General features: G+C 59.9%; 17 protein-coding genes. 12 read left to right on the top strand and 5 right to left on the bottom strand.

Features of this window, described 5'->3' with window-relative positions:
• The first annotated feature begins 830 nt into the window (after window positions 1–830).
• The 7 genes from N5B55_RS23780 to N5B55_RS23810 all read left to right on the top strand — a co-directional run bounded on the left by N5B55_RS23780 (window position 831) and on the right by N5B55_RS23810 (window position 5406).
• Window positions 831–1586, top strand: a complete 756-nt coding sequence (locus tag N5B55_RS23780) for a class I SAM-dependent methyltransferase (RefSeq protein WP_248694779.1) — start codon at window positions 831–833, stop codon at window positions 1584–1586.
• 69 nt (window positions 1587–1655) lie between these two features.
• Window positions 1656–2105 carry a GtrA family protein gene (locus N5B55_RS23785; RefSeq protein WP_012435594.1) on the top strand — a complete coding sequence of 150 codons (450 nt, stop codon included), beginning with the start codon at window positions 1656–1658 and terminating at the stop codon, window positions 2103–2105.
• 78 nt (window positions 2106–2183) lie between these two features.
• Window positions 2184–2591, top strand: coding sequence for a hypothetical protein (locus N5B55_RS23790; protein WP_012435593.1), 408 nt, complete (start codon window positions 2184–2186; stop codon window positions 2589–2591).
• Between the two features lie 234 nt (window positions 2592–2825).
• Window positions 2826–3197, top strand: coding sequence for an IS66-like element accessory protein TnpA (tnpA, locus tag N5B55_RS23795; RefSeq protein WP_004633552.1), 372 nt, complete (start codon window positions 2826–2828; stop codon window positions 3195–3197).
• Window positions 3198–3238: 41 nt separating this feature from the next.
• The gene (tnpB, locus tag N5B55_RS23800) at window positions 3239–3529 is read left to right on the top strand and encodes an IS66 family insertion sequence element accessory protein TnpB (protein WP_004633551.1); all 291 of its coding nucleotides are present in this window, start codon (window positions 3239–3241) and stop codon (window positions 3527–3529) included.
• 62 nt (window positions 3530–3591) lie between these two features.
• Entirely contained in the window at window positions 3592–5121 is a 1530-nt protein-coding gene (gene tnpC / locus N5B55_RS23805; protein WP_009238807.1) for an IS66 family transposase, read from the top strand.
• Window positions 5122–5151: 30 nt separating this feature from the next.
• The gene (locus tag N5B55_RS23810) at window positions 5152–5406 is read left to right on the top strand and encodes a nicotinamide mononucleotide transporter (RefSeq protein WP_004635277.1); all 255 of its coding nucleotides are present in this window, start codon (window positions 5152–5154) and stop codon (window positions 5404–5406) included.
• 27 nt (window positions 5407–5433) lie between these two features.
• Here the strand turns inward: N5B55_RS23810 and N5B55_RS23815 are convergent, their stop codons facing one another.
• From N5B55_RS23815 to N5B55_RS23825, 3 genes are all read right to left on the bottom strand, one after another.
• A complete protein-coding gene (locus tag N5B55_RS23815) occupies window positions 5434–5847 on the bottom strand; it encodes a CzcE family metal-binding protein (protein WP_004635279.1) in 414 nt (137 codons plus the stop codon).
• A gap of 173 nt (window positions 5848–6020) precedes the next feature.
• Window positions 6021–6941, bottom strand: a complete 921-nt coding sequence (locus tag N5B55_RS23820; RefSeq protein ID WP_024542531.1) for a copper resistance protein B — start codon at window positions 6939–6941, stop codon at window positions 6021–6023.
• Window positions 6942–6963: 22 nt separating this feature from the next.
• Window positions 6964–8943, bottom strand: a complete 1980-nt coding sequence (locus N5B55_RS23825; RefSeq protein WP_004635283.1) for a copper resistance system multicopper oxidase — start codon at window positions 8941–8943, stop codon at window positions 6964–6966.
• 176 nt (window positions 8944–9119) lie between these two features.
• Between N5B55_RS23825 and N5B55_RS23830 the strand changes: the two genes are divergently transcribed.
• The 5 genes from N5B55_RS23830 to N5B55_RS23850 all read left to right on the top strand — a co-directional run bounded on the left by N5B55_RS23830 (window position 9120) and on the right by N5B55_RS23850 (window position 14282).
• Window positions 9120–11408: a copper-transporting P-type ATPase gene (locus N5B55_RS23830; protein ID WP_012435844.1), complete on the top strand. Its 2289-nt coding sequence runs from the start codon at window positions 9120–9122 to the stop codon at window positions 11406–11408.
• A gap of 83 nt (window positions 11409–11491) precedes the next feature.
• Window positions 11492–12400 carry a DUF6662 family protein gene (locus N5B55_RS23835; RefSeq protein ID WP_004635287.1) on the top strand — a complete coding sequence of 303 codons (909 nt, stop codon included), beginning with the start codon at window positions 11492–11494 and terminating at the stop codon, window positions 12398–12400.
• A 27-nt stretch (window positions 12401–12427) separates the two neighbouring features.
• Window positions 12428–12949: an FMN-binding protein gene (locus tag N5B55_RS23840; protein WP_004635288.1), complete on the top strand. Its 522-nt coding sequence runs from the start codon at window positions 12428–12430 to the stop codon at window positions 12947–12949.
• Between the two features lie 77 nt (window positions 12950–13026).
• A complete protein-coding gene (locus N5B55_RS23845) occupies window positions 13027–13794 on the top strand; it encodes an FAD:protein FMN transferase (protein WP_238500925.1) in 768 nt (255 codons plus the stop codon).
• A complete protein-coding gene (locus N5B55_RS23850) occupies window positions 13791–14282 on the top strand; it encodes a hypothetical protein (protein ID WP_004635293.1) in 492 nt (163 codons plus the stop codon). Before N5B55_RS23845 ends, N5B55_RS23850 begins: the two co-directional genes overlap by 4 nt.
• 130 nt (window positions 14283–14412) lie before the next feature.
• Here N5B55_RS23850 and N5B55_RS23855 read toward each other — a convergent pair whose 3' ends face one another.
• Complete coding sequence (locus N5B55_RS23855) at window positions 14413–14646, bottom strand: hypothetical protein (RefSeq protein WP_004635296.1); 234 nt, start codon at window positions 14644–14646, stop codon at window positions 14413–14415.
• 131 nt (window positions 14647–14777) lie between these two features.
• Window positions 14778–15104: a four-helix bundle copper-binding protein gene (locus N5B55_RS23860; protein WP_004635299.1), complete on the bottom strand. Its 327-nt coding sequence runs from the start codon at window positions 15102–15104 to the stop codon at window positions 14778–14780.
• Window positions 15105–15272 lie beyond the last annotated feature (168 nt).

Consider the following 15272-nt stretch of genomic DNA (forward strand, 5'->3'; position numbering starts at 1 on the left):
GATCGCATGCTTGCGCCTTCAGTATGCGCAAGGTGATTCGAGGTGGTAAGCATGCGGAGAGCAAGCACCATTCTCCGGCTGCATTCTTGTAATCCACCCGTAACTCTACGGTCAGGTTGACTTTCCTAGACTGCGGCTCCGTGATCGTCCATTGATGGTGCCCGTGAAGTTGCTGCGCGTTTTTTCGCTCTGGCTGGTACTAGTTGCGCTGCCCTCACAGGGCATGGGCGCCGGTATTCCTGCCGACTGCGAACGCGCGCATGCTGTAATCAAGAAATCGCGGAGCATTCAGCATAAGCGCCTCTCCGTGGCTACACGTACCAGCCATAAGCATTGCCACGACCACCATGGCAAAGCAGGACCTGCTCGTTATGACGACCGGTGCAAGCTATGTCCGTCTTGCGAGGAGGCTCCGCAGTATGCAGTGCCCGCGCGACTGACCATGTCCAGTTGTCGGCCGACAGCGCGAACACATTCGTCGTCTAGCGCCCAATTTCTTAGTTTCATCCCAGAGCTCCTCCTACGGCCTCCGCGCCTGGTTTCCTGACACGCATCACTGCTGACGTCTGACAGCCTTCGCTTTTGTAAGGGAGGCACGCGGCCACAGCGGTAAGACCCGTGAGCGTGTCCCGGCACGCAACCAGGGAAATTGAGTGTTCCGTCAGCGAGCAATCAAGGCGCGGTGAATAGCGCTGTTGTTCGCTGCGTAGGAGTTTGCCGTGCATATCTGTGTAAATTGCCATGCGCCTCTGAGGCCTTTTGCTTGGTCGTGCAATGCCTGCGGCTGGAGAGCCGCCGTCCATGACGGAGTCGCTTGCTTGGCGCCCGAAATGCTTCAGGACAACGACGGCTTCCACGAGCCGCTGTTCGACGAATACCAAAAGCTTCAAGCCGAGCACTTTTGGTTCGTGTATCGCCGAAAGTTAATCGTGTGGGCGCTGCAACGTTATTTCCCGCGGCTTCAGTCCTTCTTGGAGATTGGCTGCGGCACAGCAGAGAATCTCGCTGCGATTGCAGACCGGTTCCCACATGCTGAGGTATGCGGTGGGGAGCCTTCGCTGCATGCGCTGCAAATGGCGCGCCGCCATTGCACAGCGAAGTTCTTGCAAATGGACGCGCGCGCGATCCCTTTTGTCGAAGCATTCGACGTGGTCAGCGCCTTTGATGTGATCGAGCATATCGATGATGACCGACTCGCCCTGCGCGAGATGTACAAGGCGTGCCGGCGCGGAGGTGGGCTGATCTTGACGGTGCCTCAGCATCCTTCTCTCTGGAGTCGCGTGGACGACGCGGCCAAACACAAGCGTCGTTATACGCGTAAGGATCTCGTGGAGAAGCTGCGGGCCACCGGGTTCCGTCCGCTCTACGTCAATTCCTTCATGTCGCTGCTGTTACCCGTCATGGTTATTTCGCGCGTGCACCAGAAGATTGCGCGGACCGATCTGGAGGTTGACGAGGGTTTCCGCATCGGAAAGACACTCAATCGGCTGTTTTCGACCGTCTGCGACGTTGAATATCGCTTGTTGACCCGCAGCTTGCCATTTCCCGCCGGTGGTTCGCTGCTCGCTGTCGCGGTCAAGGAGTGATATGGCCATTCAAGGCACTGAAACCAGTCATTCGCACCTGCGCTGATGCGCCTTGGAGAAAAGGCCGGCATGACCGATCGACGAATCTTCTACAGATATCTGCTGAGTGGCGGTGCTTCCACCGCCACTCACTATCTGGCGCTGTACATTTTGGTCCACTCCGGTACCACCCCCGTGGTGGGATCGACCCTAGGTGCGATCTTCGGGCTCGTGCTCAATTTCACGGTTAGTCGGCGATGGGTGTTCGGCGCCCCCGCCAAGGTCGGTGCGACACTCTCGCGCTTCCTCCTTGTGTGGGTGCTGGCATTGCTGTTCAACGCCTGGATGCTGGCGGTCCTGTTCGCTGCGGGCCTGCACTATTTGGTTGCACAGGTGATCTCAACCGGGATCTTGGTTCTGATCAATTTCAATCTGCATCGCAGGTGGACATTTTCCGTTGCACAAGCAGCACCTGCAGTTGTGGACGCCTCAAACTGCAAGGCTGGTGCTTGGCGTACACAGCAAAAACCTGATAGCTAACCCTCTTTCACGCCAACTCAGGCATTTGGCTGTGCGGGTACGACGCGCTCAAGGTCCCGCCCACTAGGAGACTATTGCATGAAAAAAAACGCTTTGATATCGGTGTTGGCCGTGGCTGCCAGCTTTCCGACGGTGGCCAAAGGCTTCGTCCTGCATCTTGAGCACGGATTCGACGCCCACAACCCCGTCGTAATCTTGGGGGGTACACAACCCTTTCCCACAAATGCGGAGGAGTTTGACGTATCTGCGCCGCGTGGCGTCATTCTGACCAAAGTACTTTCCTATCAGCAACGCTACATCATGCGGCTGGTCAACCGGGGAAGTGCTTCTGTAGCCCTACGTCTGGACGTCAAGGATGCTAGCAGCGTTAAGACCCTGCCGGGAACGCAACCGATCAATTTGGTCTTGGATGCAGGCGAAACAAGGGAGCTGGCGATGGAAGCGTGGACGCCGATGACTGTGGTGGTAAGCGCGGCAGCGCAGTAAGTATCTCGCCCGCTGGTACGCCAGCCAAGCTGGCGTCATTTGCTGCCCAAAAGCCAGAAAAGGGGCATGCAATCTGCCATTGTTCAGCAGAATGCGTGTCGGCTTCCTCAAGCAATCTAGCGAGCCTGACCGCAACGACCGGATTTACCGTGAACGGTAAGCACCCGGTGAACCCGTCTTGAAGGGGACCCGCGTAGCAAGGAGCATCGTGTCCATCTAGTTCTAGGTGGACACGTGGACACTATCGAAGAGAGCGCGCCAATACGGCGCCGACGTCGGCATAGCGCCGAGTTCAAGGCCAAGGCAGTGCAGGAGTGCATGCAGCCGGGTGTTTCGATCGCGGCGATAGCCCTGCACCATCGCCTCAATGCGAATCTGCTGCGGCGCTGGGTCGCCGAGCAGGAAGCAAAGAATGGCGCGCCTGAGGACCGCGAGTTGATGAGGGTGCCGCAAGGCGAGTTCATCCCGTTGCGGATCGGCGAGCCGACCACTGCCGTGCCGGACATCCAGATCGAAGTCCGCCGTGGCGCGACGACGATCAGTCTTCGCTGGCCGGGATCGGCCGCAGCGCAGTGCGCCCAGTGGCTGCAAGGGTGGTTGCGTTGATTCGGGTGGACGCGATCTGGTTGGCCGTGGAGCCGCTGGACATGCGCGCCGGTACCGAAACGATCCTCGCGCGGGTCGTCAAGGTGTTCGGCGCGGCACGCCCCCACCACGCCTACCTGTTTGCCAATAAGAGTTCGACGCGCATGAAGGTGCTGGTCTACGACGGCTTCGGCATCTGGCTGGCCGCGCGGCGCCTCAACAAGGGGCGCTTCATCTGGACGAACGGCGACCAGGCGATCGCCACGGCGCTCAATCCCGAGCAATTGCGTGCGCTGGTGACGGGGCTGCCTTGGCAGACGCTCACCCACGACCACGCGATCACGGTCGTGTAATACCCCCAAAGCCGTAAACTGGCTTCCTTCCAGAGGACTTGGGGTTCTGGCAGACTCGCCGCATGAACCTACCCACCAACCTCGATGCCCTGAGCCCGGACGAACTGCGCACACTGGCTGCGCAGTTGATGGCCCAGGTCGGCGAGAAGGACCGGGAGTTGCGGTACCGGCAAGCCAAGATCGACCAGCTCACACACGAGCTGGCCATCCACAAGCGCTGGAAGTTCGGCAAGCGCAGCGAGCAACTGACATCTGAACAGGCGAGTCTGCTGGACGAAGCCATTGACGCAGACCTCGAGGCGATTGAGACCGAACTGGAAGCGCTCCTGCCGTCGTCCAAATCTGAAGCCAAGAGCAAGCCCAAGCGCCAGGCATTGCCGCCGCAGTTGCCGCGCACCGACATCCACCACGAGCCGGACGCAGAGACCTGCACCTGTGGGTGTGCGCTCAAGCGCATTGGCGAAGACATCAGCGAGAAGCTGGACTACACGCCGGGCACGTTCACCGTGGAGCGTCACATCCGCGGCAAATGGGTGTGCGATCAGTGTGAGACGCTGGTGCAGACGCCGGTGCCACCCCACGTCATCGACAAAGGCATCCCGACGGCCGGACTGCTGGCACATACGCTGGTGTCCAAGTTCGGCGACCACCTTCCCCTGTATCGGCAGGAGCGCATCTATGCGCGCGCCGGTCTGGCCATCCCGCAATCGACACTGGGCGCGTGGGTGGGCATCTGTGGCGTGCGTCTGCAACCGCTGGTGGACGCCCTGCAAGAAGAGGTTCTGAGCCACGGTGTTCTGCACGCCGACGAAACGCCAGTGCAGATGCTCGCGCCCGGCAATGGCAAGACGCACCGCGCCTACCTGTGGGCCTATGCGCCGAGCGAGTTCGAGAAGATGCGCGCGGTGATTTACCAGTTTGCGCCCAGCCGCAGCGGCGAGCACGCTCGCGCGTTCCTGGGGCAGTGGCAAGGCAAGCTGGTATGTGATGACTTCGCCGGCTACAAGGCCAGCTTCGACGGTGGCGTCACTGAGATCGGTTGCATGGCCCATTCGCGGCGCAAGTTCTTTGAACTGCACGACAAGCACAAGAGCGAATTGGCGGGCCAGGCACTGCGCTACATGGTGAGCTTGTACGAGATCGAGGCGCAAGTGCGGGATGCTGAGCCAGACCAGCGCCTGGCAGCGCGGCAACAAAGGGCTGGCCCGATTCTAGAGCGGCTGCACGCCTGGCTCGAGGAACAGCGACGCCGCGTCCCAGACGGCTCGGCGATCGCGCGGGCCATTGACTACAGCCTCAAGCGGTGGCCGGCTCTCGTGCGTTACCTCGACGACCCGACGGTGCCCATCGACAACAACCACGTCGAGCGACAGATCCGGCCGGTTGCCCTGGGTCGCTCCAATTGGTTGTTTGCAGGCTCACTGCGCGCCGGTCAACGCGCGGCTGCCGTCATGAGCCTGATCCAATCGGCCAAGCTCAACGGGCACGATCCCTACGCCTATCTGAAAGACGTCCTCACGCGACTGCCGACCCACAAGGCGGCCGACATCGCCGAACTGCTCCCGCATCGCTGGACGCCCAGCGCCACCTAGCTGGCAAGACGGGTTCACCGGGTGCTTACCGTGAACGCACTGCAACTCTTCGTCATCCTGGCCGGCTTGACCGGTCAGCTCCTTATTGCGAGGAAGGATCCGCGCGGCTATCTCGCTTGGATCGCCGGTAACATCGGACTGGTGTTCGTCTACTTGGAGACCAAGCAATTTGCCTTGATTGCACTGCAATTCATCAATACAGCAATCCAGGTTGCCGCCCTGATCGCTTGGGGACGGGGGAGGCGGCGCAGCGACACCAGCCCCGCACGACCGAGTGAGTCGTAACGGGACCGAAGTGAACGAACGAAAGTCCTAACTGCCTGTGAGCCACTTGCTGCGCGCAATGATGACGCGCACACCCTTAGCGTCGGGCACATCCGGCAGCAGAACGCCCAAATCGACCGAAGTACTCTGCATTGCTTCGATGAACGTCCATGCTTGCGTCCCAGTCCCCGCCGAAAAAGCGACGGTTTCACCGGATTCGACGTTGATGTATTTCATTCCTGGCTTAACTGTCAAAGTGCGTGCAGCCAGCGACACTGGCGCGGGCGAGCCGAAGAGCAACGCCGTCCTGTTCACATCCGGTTGAGTTGCTGACGGGCTTTGCCGCACATGTTCGATCCAATTGTCCCCGCCGTCGCCACGGAATTTGTCTGAGGCCCATGCCGCCGAACTGCCTGCGAAGAGGACTGCGAGCATGAGCGGAACAAGTCGATTGCGATTCATCGTTTTCTCCTGGAACGTGACTGATGTCAAGCATTCTAGAGAGGCAATCCTCTCGCTTCGATGACCCGCAAATTACGTCTTGGTAAGACGTTCATGCCGACGGCGCGATCGGGAAACCGCGATGCTGAGCTATATAGCAAAGCGCCCAGAGCGCAGCCTGACAGGCTCCTGGTTCAAAACCACCATCGTATTCCAGCCACGATCTGCTTGTTTACGGCGTCTTGCCCCGCCGCTCGCGCAAACTCTGCGCTCCTTCCCAGTTTCCTGCTCCAAACCACGCCAATGTACGGAGCGAAGTCGCGCCGAAGTTCGTATCGCAGTCGCAAGCCGAGGCGAACATCGGCCAGCCCGCGGCCAATCTCGCGCGCCTGGTCGGTCTTCGAGTAGACGTTGGCTTCGATTTCGGGAGTGAGGGCACTTCGCTGCGAGAGGCGGACATCGTAGGTAGCACGCACACGGGCCGCAAGACGCCCGCCATTACTGACGTACAGGGTCGCTTCGACATCGAACGAGTATGGCGCGAGCCCTTGCACTCCAAAGGCAGCCCACGTACGTGTTGGTCCACCACCGAAGTCGCGGCGAACGCCTGCCTGCCAATCCCAAAATGTGGCAAATGCATGACCCCACAACGCTTCAACTTTGGCGTCTGCGGTTTGACCGAACAGTCGCTCGCCCTCGGTCTTCAACCATAGTCGGTCAAGATCCTTACCGAACCAGCCTTGCATGTCCCATGCCCATCCCGTCGCGTCGCGAGTGCGTACCGTCTCGAGCCGATCGAGCAGAAACTGATGATAGACATCGTTGTCGACCATGGTGTCGCCCGGCACGGCGATGCCTCGGCTGGGATTCTGCATTGGCACGCGGGGTTCGTCACTGGGGGTGATCACATTGACGCCTTCCTCTTGGGAAGGTAAGTCGGGCTTTTGTGTTGCAAGTACCTGCGCTTCTTGCCCATGGGCCTGAGACGGTGTGCCGTGTGGCGTCTGCGGCATGCCTGGCGTGGGCGCCTCAGACGTGTGGGCGCCTGCAAGCCGCACGGTGAGCAATAAGGCTGCGGCAACCAAACGCAGCCGTCCCTTCACTCCTGGCAACATGACGCGCTCCTTTGTCCAAGGGTCAGGCCACAACCACCTTGCGGAACATACCGGCTTCCATGTGGTACAGCAGATGACAATGAAATGCCCACTGGCCCGGGGCATCCGCAGTTACGAGGAAACTGATCTGCTTGGATGGTTGAACGTTGATGGTGTGCTTACGGACGAGCGCTTGACGCTCCGTGTTTTCAAGCTCGCTGAACATCCCGTGCAGGTGCATAGGGTGATTCATCATGGTGTCATTAACGAGAGTGATCCGCAGCCGTTCGCCGTAGTACAGACGGATCGGCTCGGCCTCCGAGAACCTTTTGCCATCGAATCCCCAGATGAACCGTCGCATGTTGCCGGTCAGATGCAACACGATCTCGCGGCCCGGAGGCCGATCGTCATAGGGCTGGCCCAGCGTTCGCAAGTCTGCGTAGGTCAAAACCCTCCGGCCATTTTGGCGCAATCTCGGCCCAGGGTCTGCGAGCGACTTGGAAGGGTTCATCGACCGCATGTCGACTTCGGGGCCGCCGTGCATACCCAGCATCGTCATTGGGTGGGAATGCTCGGGCTTACCATCGTGGGACATCGACATGGAGGGTTTCATGCCGGCCATGCCTTCATCGCCGGACTGCAGTCGCATGCCTGGCATGGCGTCGGCCGCGGTTTCGCCCCCCGCCTGCATAGAGTGGCCGAGGGGGGAATGGATGCCGTTGTCCTGAGTTTCCATCGTTTCATTGGGTGGCCCGCTGGTCATAGACATTCCGTTCATGTTCATGTCCATGCCCATGTCAGCCATGGTCAGCCAGGTTTTGGGGTCCATAATAGGAATCGCGGCCCGCATGCCGTGCTTCGGCGCGAGGGTGGCACGTGCATATCCGCTGCGGTCCATCGCCTGTGCAAATATGGTGTATGCCTCATTCCGGGGCATCTGCACCAACACATCGTAGGTCTCCGCTACACCAATCCGAAACTCGTCGACGTTCACGGGTTCGACATCTTGTCCGTCCGCCGCACAAACTCGCATGGTCAGGCCCGGGATGCGAACATCAAACGTTGTGGTGGCCGATCCATTGATGAAGCGCAAACGTACGTATTCGCCTGCCTCCGCGATAGCTGTCCAGTTAGTGAAGGGTGTGGCGCCATTGACCAAGTAGCAGTAGGTTGCAGCAGAGACATCGGCGAGGTCCGTGGGATTCATGCGCATCTGGTTCCACATACGCCGTCGAGCCAGTGCTTTTGAGAGGCCCGCCGCCCTGACGTCGGCCACAAAATCAGTGACCGTCGGTAATTGGAAATTGTAAAAATCACTCGACTGCTTCAAGTGAAGGAAGACGTTTTCAGGATCTTCGTCAGTCCAATCACTCAGCATAACGACGTAGTCCCTGTCGCTAGGTATGGGGGCCGGCCTTTGTGGCTCGATCACCAATGGGCCATAGAGGCCGAGTTGCTCCTGAAAGCGGGTGTGGCTGTGGTACCAGTATGTACCGGCCTGTCGGACCTTGAATTTGTAGACGAAGGTCTGGTGAGCAGGAATGCCGGGAAAGGACACGCCAGGCACGCCATCCATGGCAAACGGAACGAGGATGCCATGCCAGTGGATCGAAGTTTGCGTGGCCAGTGTGTTGGTGACCCGCAGCGTTACCTCGGAACCTTGTTTCCAACGCAGGATGGGCGCAGGAATTGATCCGTTTACCGTAAGCGCGTACCGTAAATGCCCCGTGAAATTGACGGGTGTGCGCCCAATTGTCAGAGCGAATTCGGTTCCGGACAGGTCAGTTGAACGATCCTGGCTTTGCAGCCCCGAAGCAGGCGTGCCGATACCGGCCCCCGTTGCCGCCAAGCCCGCCCCAGCCATTTGGCGTAGAAATTTGCGCCGCAGCGCCAAGTCGATTGAAGTGTTGTCGCCCACGATCCTTGCTCCCGTTGGAAGGTTGTGCCCCTGCGTCACGAACGCGAGGAGGACCTCCATAGCAATCCCCGGGGAGTCGTTCAGCATGAGACAGTCGTTCAGCATGAGACGTGCCCGGAATTCGCATGGACCTGCACCGCAGACCAAGCTCGTGGCCACAGAAGCACGTCCCTTGTGAATCCATTGATACCGTCATTGCGGACCGTTGTCCTCGGGGTGGTTGATCGCTATGCTGACCACGACACTGCCACGTGCCAGTTTTTTCCAACAGGATGCCGAGCATGAGCCGCCAGCACAGCCACAGAGAAGCCGCCTCCCCGCGACAAAGCGCCGATACGGCGCACGACCACAATGAGCCCACGCAACCCCACGCACACCACTGCAATGTGCATGGTCACCATGCTCACTCGGCAGGCGCGCCGCGGGCTGTCCCGGGCGACGAGGCAAGTGTTTCACCACCGGCATCCGCGTCCACGATTTACACCTGTCCAATGCATCCTGAGATCCGCCAGGATCATCCCGGCACGTGTCCTAAATGCGGCATGACGCTGGAGCCGATCATGCCGGCGGGGGAGGAGGAAGAGAATGCGGAGCTCATGGATTTCCGGCGACGCTTCTGGATAAGCTTGCCATTGACCGCGATGGTCTTTGTGCTGGCCATGGCTGGATATCGTCTCATTCCCCTAAATCCAGCATGGAAGAACTGGCTCGAGTTGGTGCTTGCCACGCCGGCCGTGCTTTGGGCTGGCTTGCCATTCTTCGAGCGCTGTGTGCAATCCTTCTTGCACCGCAGCCCGAACATGTGGACGCTTATCGGGCTGGGGACGAGCGCGGCCTATCTCTATAGCGTAGTCGCGACAGTCGCACCGGACGTATTCCCCTCGACCTTCGCGGCGAGCGGCCGGGTGGAAGTGTATTTTGAAGCGGCAGCCGTAATCATTTCGCTGACCCTGCTGGGGCAAATGCTCGAGCTGAAGGCCCGCTCACAGACATCGGCCGCCATCAAGTCCCTACTGGGCCTTGCCCCCAAAACAGCCAGGCGCATCGACGCGGACGGCAGTGAAGAAGATGTTCCGATTGCCCATGTCCATGTGGGCGATTTGCTGCGTGTGCGGCCCGGTGAAAAGGTGCCCGTGGATGGTGTCGTGGTCGAGGGCGCGAGCGCGCTCGACGAGTCGATGATCACCGGTGAGCCGATTCCAGTCTCCAAACGCGCGGGTGACCACGTCATCGGTGCAACCCTGAACACCTCGGGTGCGCTTGTGGTCCGGTCCGAGAAAGTGGGCGCGCAGACCGTTTTGTCGCAGATCGTGCAAATGGTCGCGCAAGCGCAGCGCTCCAAGGCGCCGATGCAGCGAATGGCGGACAAGGTGGCAGGCGTCTTCGTCATCGGCGTGGTCGCCATCGCTGTCATGACGCTCGTCGCCTGGGGGATCTGGGGCCCCCAGCCAAGCTGGGCCCACGGCTTGATCAACGCGGTTGCTGTGCTGATCATCGCGTGCCCGTGCGCGCTCGGGCTGGCCACACCCATGTCCATCATGGTGGCCAGCGGCAAAGGGGCCGAACACGGCATTCTTTTTCGGGATGCCGCAGCAATCGAGAACCTGCGCAAGGTCGACACGCTTATTGTGGACAAGACAGGCACGTTGACCGAAGGGCGCCCCTCATTCGATCGGGCCATTGGCCTCAATGGATTTTCCGACATGGACGTCTTGCGCTTGGCGGCCAGTCTGGACCAAGGTAGTGAGCACCCCTTGGCCGCTGCGATCGTGGCGCAAGCGCGCGAACAGGGGCTCGCGCTCGAGCGGCCGGAAGATTTTGAATCCGCGTCAGGGATCGGCGTGAGAGGACACGTCGCTGGGCGAAGCCTGGCGCTCGGCAACACCTCGCTGATGCAGGCGCACGCGGTTGCTGTCGATGCCGCCTCCACCGAGGCAGACGCCATGCGAGCCCGAGGCGCCAGTGTGATGTACCTGGCGGTCGATGGGGTCCTTGCTGGCCTGCTGTCGGTTTCCGATCGCGTGAAGACGACAACACCGCAGGCCCTGACCCAACTCAGAGCCGATGGGCTTCGGATCGTGATGGCTACCGGCGACGGAAACGTGACCGCCCAATCCGTCGCAAAACAACTTGGCATTGTTGAGTTTCGCGGCGAGGTCAAGCCTGCGGATAAGCTGGCGTTGGTCGCCACACTTCAAGAACGAGGCTTGGTTGTAGCGATGGCAGGCGACGGCATCAATGATGCACCGGCGCTCGCCAAAGCCGACGTGGGTATTGCGATGGGTACCGGTACCGATGTCGCGATGAACAGCGCCCAGGTTACCCTCGTGAAAGGCGACCTGCGGGGCATTGCCCGTGCCCGCGCCTTATCCGAGGCAACGATTGCCAACATGAAGCAAAACCTCGGCTTCGCCTTCCTTTACAACGCACTGGGTGTGCCATTGGCTGCCGGCGTGCTCTATCCTTTTACCGGACTTCTGTTATCACCCATGATTGCCGCATTGGCGATGAGCTTGAGTTCGGCATCGGTGGTCGCCAATGCGCTGCGACTCCGTGCGACCCGACTCTGATCCCAGCATTCGCCGCTTCACGAGGCTATTGCGAACAATTCTCATTCTCCCTTACAATCTCCTTATTTCGGAAGGGGAGTCAAATGCAAGGTGCTACAAAAAGCACGCATTGGGGGAAGGTTTGGCTTGCTGGGGCGCTTGCCTGGCTGTGTTCCACAACTGCGCTTGCCGGCGAATCGCCGTTCGGGTGGATTTACACGGCCGACGTTATGCCCAAAGGCCGCTTCGAATTCGAGCACCAGTCTTTCCTGCAGCGGGGCCAGTCCCAAGGATCCTATAGCGGATTGCTCAACCGCGAAGAAGTCGAGTACGGCGTGACGGACAAATTCCAATTGGCCGGCTATTTCAACTGGAGCTACGTGAACGCCAATCGGAATGGTCTTGATGGCACCACGCGTGGGCCGCTGACAGATCTCGGTCCCAATGACGATCCGACTGGGCGTTACCGCAAGACTCGCTTCGAGACTGTTTCACTCGAAGCGATCTACCAACTCATGAACCCAGTGACTGATCCGATCGGCTTGGCACTGTACATCGAGCCAGAACTGGGGCCCCGTGAGCGCGATCTCGAATGGCGCATCATCTTGCAGAAGAACTGGTTGGATGATCGGCTCATTTTTGCCGCCAATATTCTCGGTGCCCATGAGCGCGACAAAACCGCCATGGGTGATATTGAGCGTGCTTCCATGCTTGATCTGACCGCCGGCGTGTCCTATCGCTTGACCGACAACCTGAGCCTGGGCATGGAGGCGCGCAACCATCGTGAATTCCAGGGGTATCGCTATAACCGTCGTGATCACTCCGCGTGGTTTCTTGGCCCCAATTTGCACTACGCCACCAAACACTGGTGGGTAACGGCCGCGTGGCGCCACCAATTGCCCGTAGTCAAAACCTACAACGAGGACCAGGCGGACGTAGTGGCAGGCAACCGTATCTTCGGTGACGAGCATGCGCGCAACGAGTTCATGGTCAAGGTGGGGTTCCCATTTTGAAGCGCGTCCATTGATACGGAGACAGACATGAAGTGGACTCCCATGGCGGCAGTGCCGCTTGCGGTGCTGGTCGTGCCCGTCCAAGCGACGGAATACCTGACAGTTCAACAGGCTCAGGCGCAGATGTTTCCTGGCGCGAGTTTTCAGGCCGTGCCTCTCCAGATTACGGACCAGATTCGCGAAACATTGAACGAGCGCTCCGGGGTACACGAGCCATTCAATGACAAGGGGGTCTGGAAAGTGTCGACTGGCGGCTGGTTCATCGTGGATCGCGTGGTGGGCAAGCATGAAAAAATCACGTATGCCGTGGCGCTCGACGCCAAGGGAGCCGTGCGCGCCGTCGATATCCTGACGTACCAGGAAACGTATGGCTATGAGGTGCGCAATGCCGACTGGCGTGCCCAGTTTGTTGGTAAGACCGCGCAGGATGCTGTGCAGCTTGGTAAAGACATCCGTAACATCAGTGGCGCGACGCTCTCATGCAAACACATCACCCAGGGAGTCAAGCGGGTGCTGGCTGTGTATGACCTCTTACTAGCCAAGATGTGATTCGTCGCTCCAAACCGCTATTGGGGACTTTCGTTGAAGTTCGCATTGACGATGTGTATCCCCAGGACTGCGCTCACTTGGCAGAAACCGCCATCGCAGCGGCGTTCTCCGTAATCGAGCAAGCCGAGGCGTTGATGAGCTTCCAGCGCTCGGATAGCGACTTGTCACGTCTGCATGCGGCGTCGGTAGGCGAAGCGGTCCGCGTTCACCCTTGGACCATGCGTGTGCTGCGCGAGGCCCAGCGCATGCACGAGCGTACCGGCGGCGTGTTCGACCCCACCGTGGCCCGCATGTTGGTGGCACACAAAATTTTGCCCCGCCCAGCGGGGCCGACGGCGGAAGTCGACGTGCGGTTTGCGGATGTAGTGATGCTCGATGAAAATCGCATTAGTAAGCGGCGCGCACTATGGTTGGATCTCGGTGGCATCGCCAAAGGCTTTGCCGTGGACATGGCTATCCTAAGTCTGCGGCGCCACAACGTTCGCAGTGGCGCCGTTTCGGCCGGAGGGGACCTGCGCGTCTTTGGCAAGCATGCACAGCCCATCCACGTACGCAGTGCCAACGCGCCCGGTCGGCTAGAACTACTCGGTCGGCTCACCAACGGGGCCGTGGCCACCAGCGGTCACTATTTCGCAGAAAGCTTCGGACTGCCCCCTGGTACAGCATCCATCCGGTCGCAACAAGCGCCGATGGAAGCGCCTTGCGCAGAGCGAACGGTCACCGTCATTGCCCCCCGCTGTATCTGGGCGGACGCACTGACCAAGGTCGCCATGCTTGCCGGTACGACGGCGCCCGCCACGGTCCGCGCGCTATCAAGCTATCACGCACACGTTGTTGCATCATGACGCAATCCTCGCATCGACATCCCCTGAAAGGGACAGGCATTCGTCTGCATCCGTATCACTATTGGGTTGCTCTCGCCGTATTGCTAGCGGTAGCGGTGTCTGGGCTGATATGGACGGTTTTGCACGATTTGCTTCAATGGGAGGACGCACCGATCGTCCGCCAGATTCTGCAGTTGCATGGCGCCTTTGCGTTCTGCAGCCTGATTCTCTTGGGTTCCATGCTGCCGCAACACATTCGCTTCGCGTGGGTTGCGCGCCGAAACCTCGTGACCGGTACGTTGACGGGAATCGTGTTCTTGTTGCTGACCATCACCGCTTATGGGCTGTATTACGGGCCCGAAGATTGGAGTGGTCTTACGAAGACTGTGCACCTTGTTCTGGGCATTGCTGCTGTTGCGGCCGTGCCCCTCCACATGTTCATTGGACGGAAGCGACACAACGGCTACCGTGCCCCCGCGAGCAAGAATGTACGGCACGAAAAAACCTGAAGCGAATCGACGAGGCAATCGTACAAGCCTGCGCAGCAAACCGCTCGGCGCGCGGGAAAGAGCCCCGGGGGAGTAACCCCCCGGGGAGGGGGAAGCCCGGAAAGGGGGGGGGGCGGGATTGAGCTTTGGTTTATTGGTGGCCACCATCCGTGTAAGGGTCACGGGTGCCCATCGAATGCGCGCCATCGGTGTAGATGTCACGCGCTGCGCGCCCACCATCGGTGTAGGGATCGCGCTTGCCCATCGCGTTAGCGCCATCGGTATATGGGTCGCGCGCGCCAGTAGCGGTCGCCGCGTTGGCGACGTTGACACCGAGGGCCAGCAACGCTGCCCCCACCAATGCGGATTTTTTCAGGATGTTCATCGCGTTTTCCTTCTTCAAGTTGAAACAAGACACTGCTATGCCAATGCAGTGTAGAAGGCTGGGGCTGACAGAAACGTGACCCTCGTATTACAAGTGCGACAGATCAGCGAGATTGATCCGGTATGCCACCTTCAATGCACGGCACGACAGGCGTCGGCGCATGTCTCGCAGGCACGCGCGCACTGCTGACAGTGCTCGTGGGAGTGCTTGGCACACTCGGCGGCGCAGGCTTGACAGATTTTCGCGCACAGCTCGCATATTGCAGTGGCTTGGGCGCTGCCTCGCGCCATCACGCCCACGGCGGCTTCGCAGATCTCAGCGCAATCGAGATCCAGCCGAATACAGGTGCTCAATGTCAGAACGTCCTTCTCGGTCAAGCAGGCGGTGGCGCAGTGCAGGCACGCCACGCGACACGCGGCGCATTCGTCGATGCAGGCTTGGAAGTGTTGGTGAGGCATTTGGGTTCTCCTTGATTGCCGACGTGCCGGAATGGCACGCTGCATGTACAGCAAGGAAAAAGCCTGGGCCTGGCCCCTGACGGGGAAGCGTTATCGCCATGTTGTGATGCACGCACAACCTTTCAAAGGCGTCATGCTCACGCAAGACTTCGGGCAGCTTGCACGACA

Source organism: Ralstonia pickettii (genome assembly GCF_030582395.1).
In the GTDB taxonomy this organism is placed as follows: Bacteria; Pseudomonadota; Gammaproteobacteria; order Burkholderiales; family Burkholderiaceae; genus Ralstonia; species Ralstonia pickettii_D.

Coding starts and splice junctions, on each gene's coding strand:
- N5B55_RS23850 (WP_004635293.1), top strand. CDS start 13,791: ATGACGCAATCCTCGCATCGACATCCCCTGAAAGGGACAGGCATTCGT.
- N5B55_RS23820 (WP_024542531.1), bottom strand. CDS start 6,941: ATGTTGCCAGGAGTGAAGGGACGGCTGCGTTTGGTTGCCGCAGCCTTA.
- N5B55_RS23815 (WP_004635279.1), bottom strand. CDS start 5,847: ATGAATCGCAATCGACTTGTTCCGCTCATGCTCGCAGTCCTCTTCGCA.
- N5B55_RS23830 (WP_012435844.1), top strand. CDS start 9,120: ATGAGCCGCCAGCACAGCCACAGAGAAGCCGCCTCCCCGCGACAAAGC.
- N5B55_RS23840 (WP_004635288.1), top strand. CDS start 12,428: ATGAAGTGGACTCCCATGGCGGCAGTGCCGCTTGCGGTGCTGGTCGTG.
- tnpB (WP_004633551.1), top strand. CDS start 3,239: ATGCGCGCCGGTACCGAAACGATCCTCGCGCGGGTCGTCAAGGTGTTC.
- N5B55_RS23860 (WP_004635299.1), bottom strand. CDS start 15,104: ATGCCTCACCAACACTTCCAAGCCTGCATCGACGAATGCGCCGCGTGT.
- N5B55_RS23825 (WP_004635283.1), bottom strand. CDS start 8,943: ATGCTGAACGACTGTCTCATGCTGAACGACTCCCCGGGGATTGCTATG.
- N5B55_RS23785 (WP_012435594.1), top strand. CDS start 1,656: ATGACCGATCGACGAATCTTCTACAGATATCTGCTGAGTGGCGGTGCT.
- N5B55_RS23835 (WP_004635287.1), top strand. CDS start 11,492: ATGCAAGGTGCTACAAAAAGCACGCATTGGGGGAAGGTTTGGCTTGCT.
- N5B55_RS23790 (WP_012435593.1), top strand. CDS start 2,184: ATGAAAAAAAACGCTTTGATATCGGTGTTGGCCGTGGCTGCCAGCTTT.
- N5B55_RS23855 (WP_004635296.1), bottom strand. CDS start 14,646: ATGAACATCCTGAAAAAATCCGCATTGGTGGGGGCAGCGTTGCTGGCC.
- tnpC (WP_009238807.1), top strand. CDS start 3,592: ATGAACCTACCCACCAACCTCGATGCCCTGAGCCCGGACGAACTGCGC.
- N5B55_RS23780 (WP_248694779.1), top strand. CDS start 831: ATGCTTCAGGACAACGACGGCTTCCACGAGCCGCTGTTCGACGAATAC.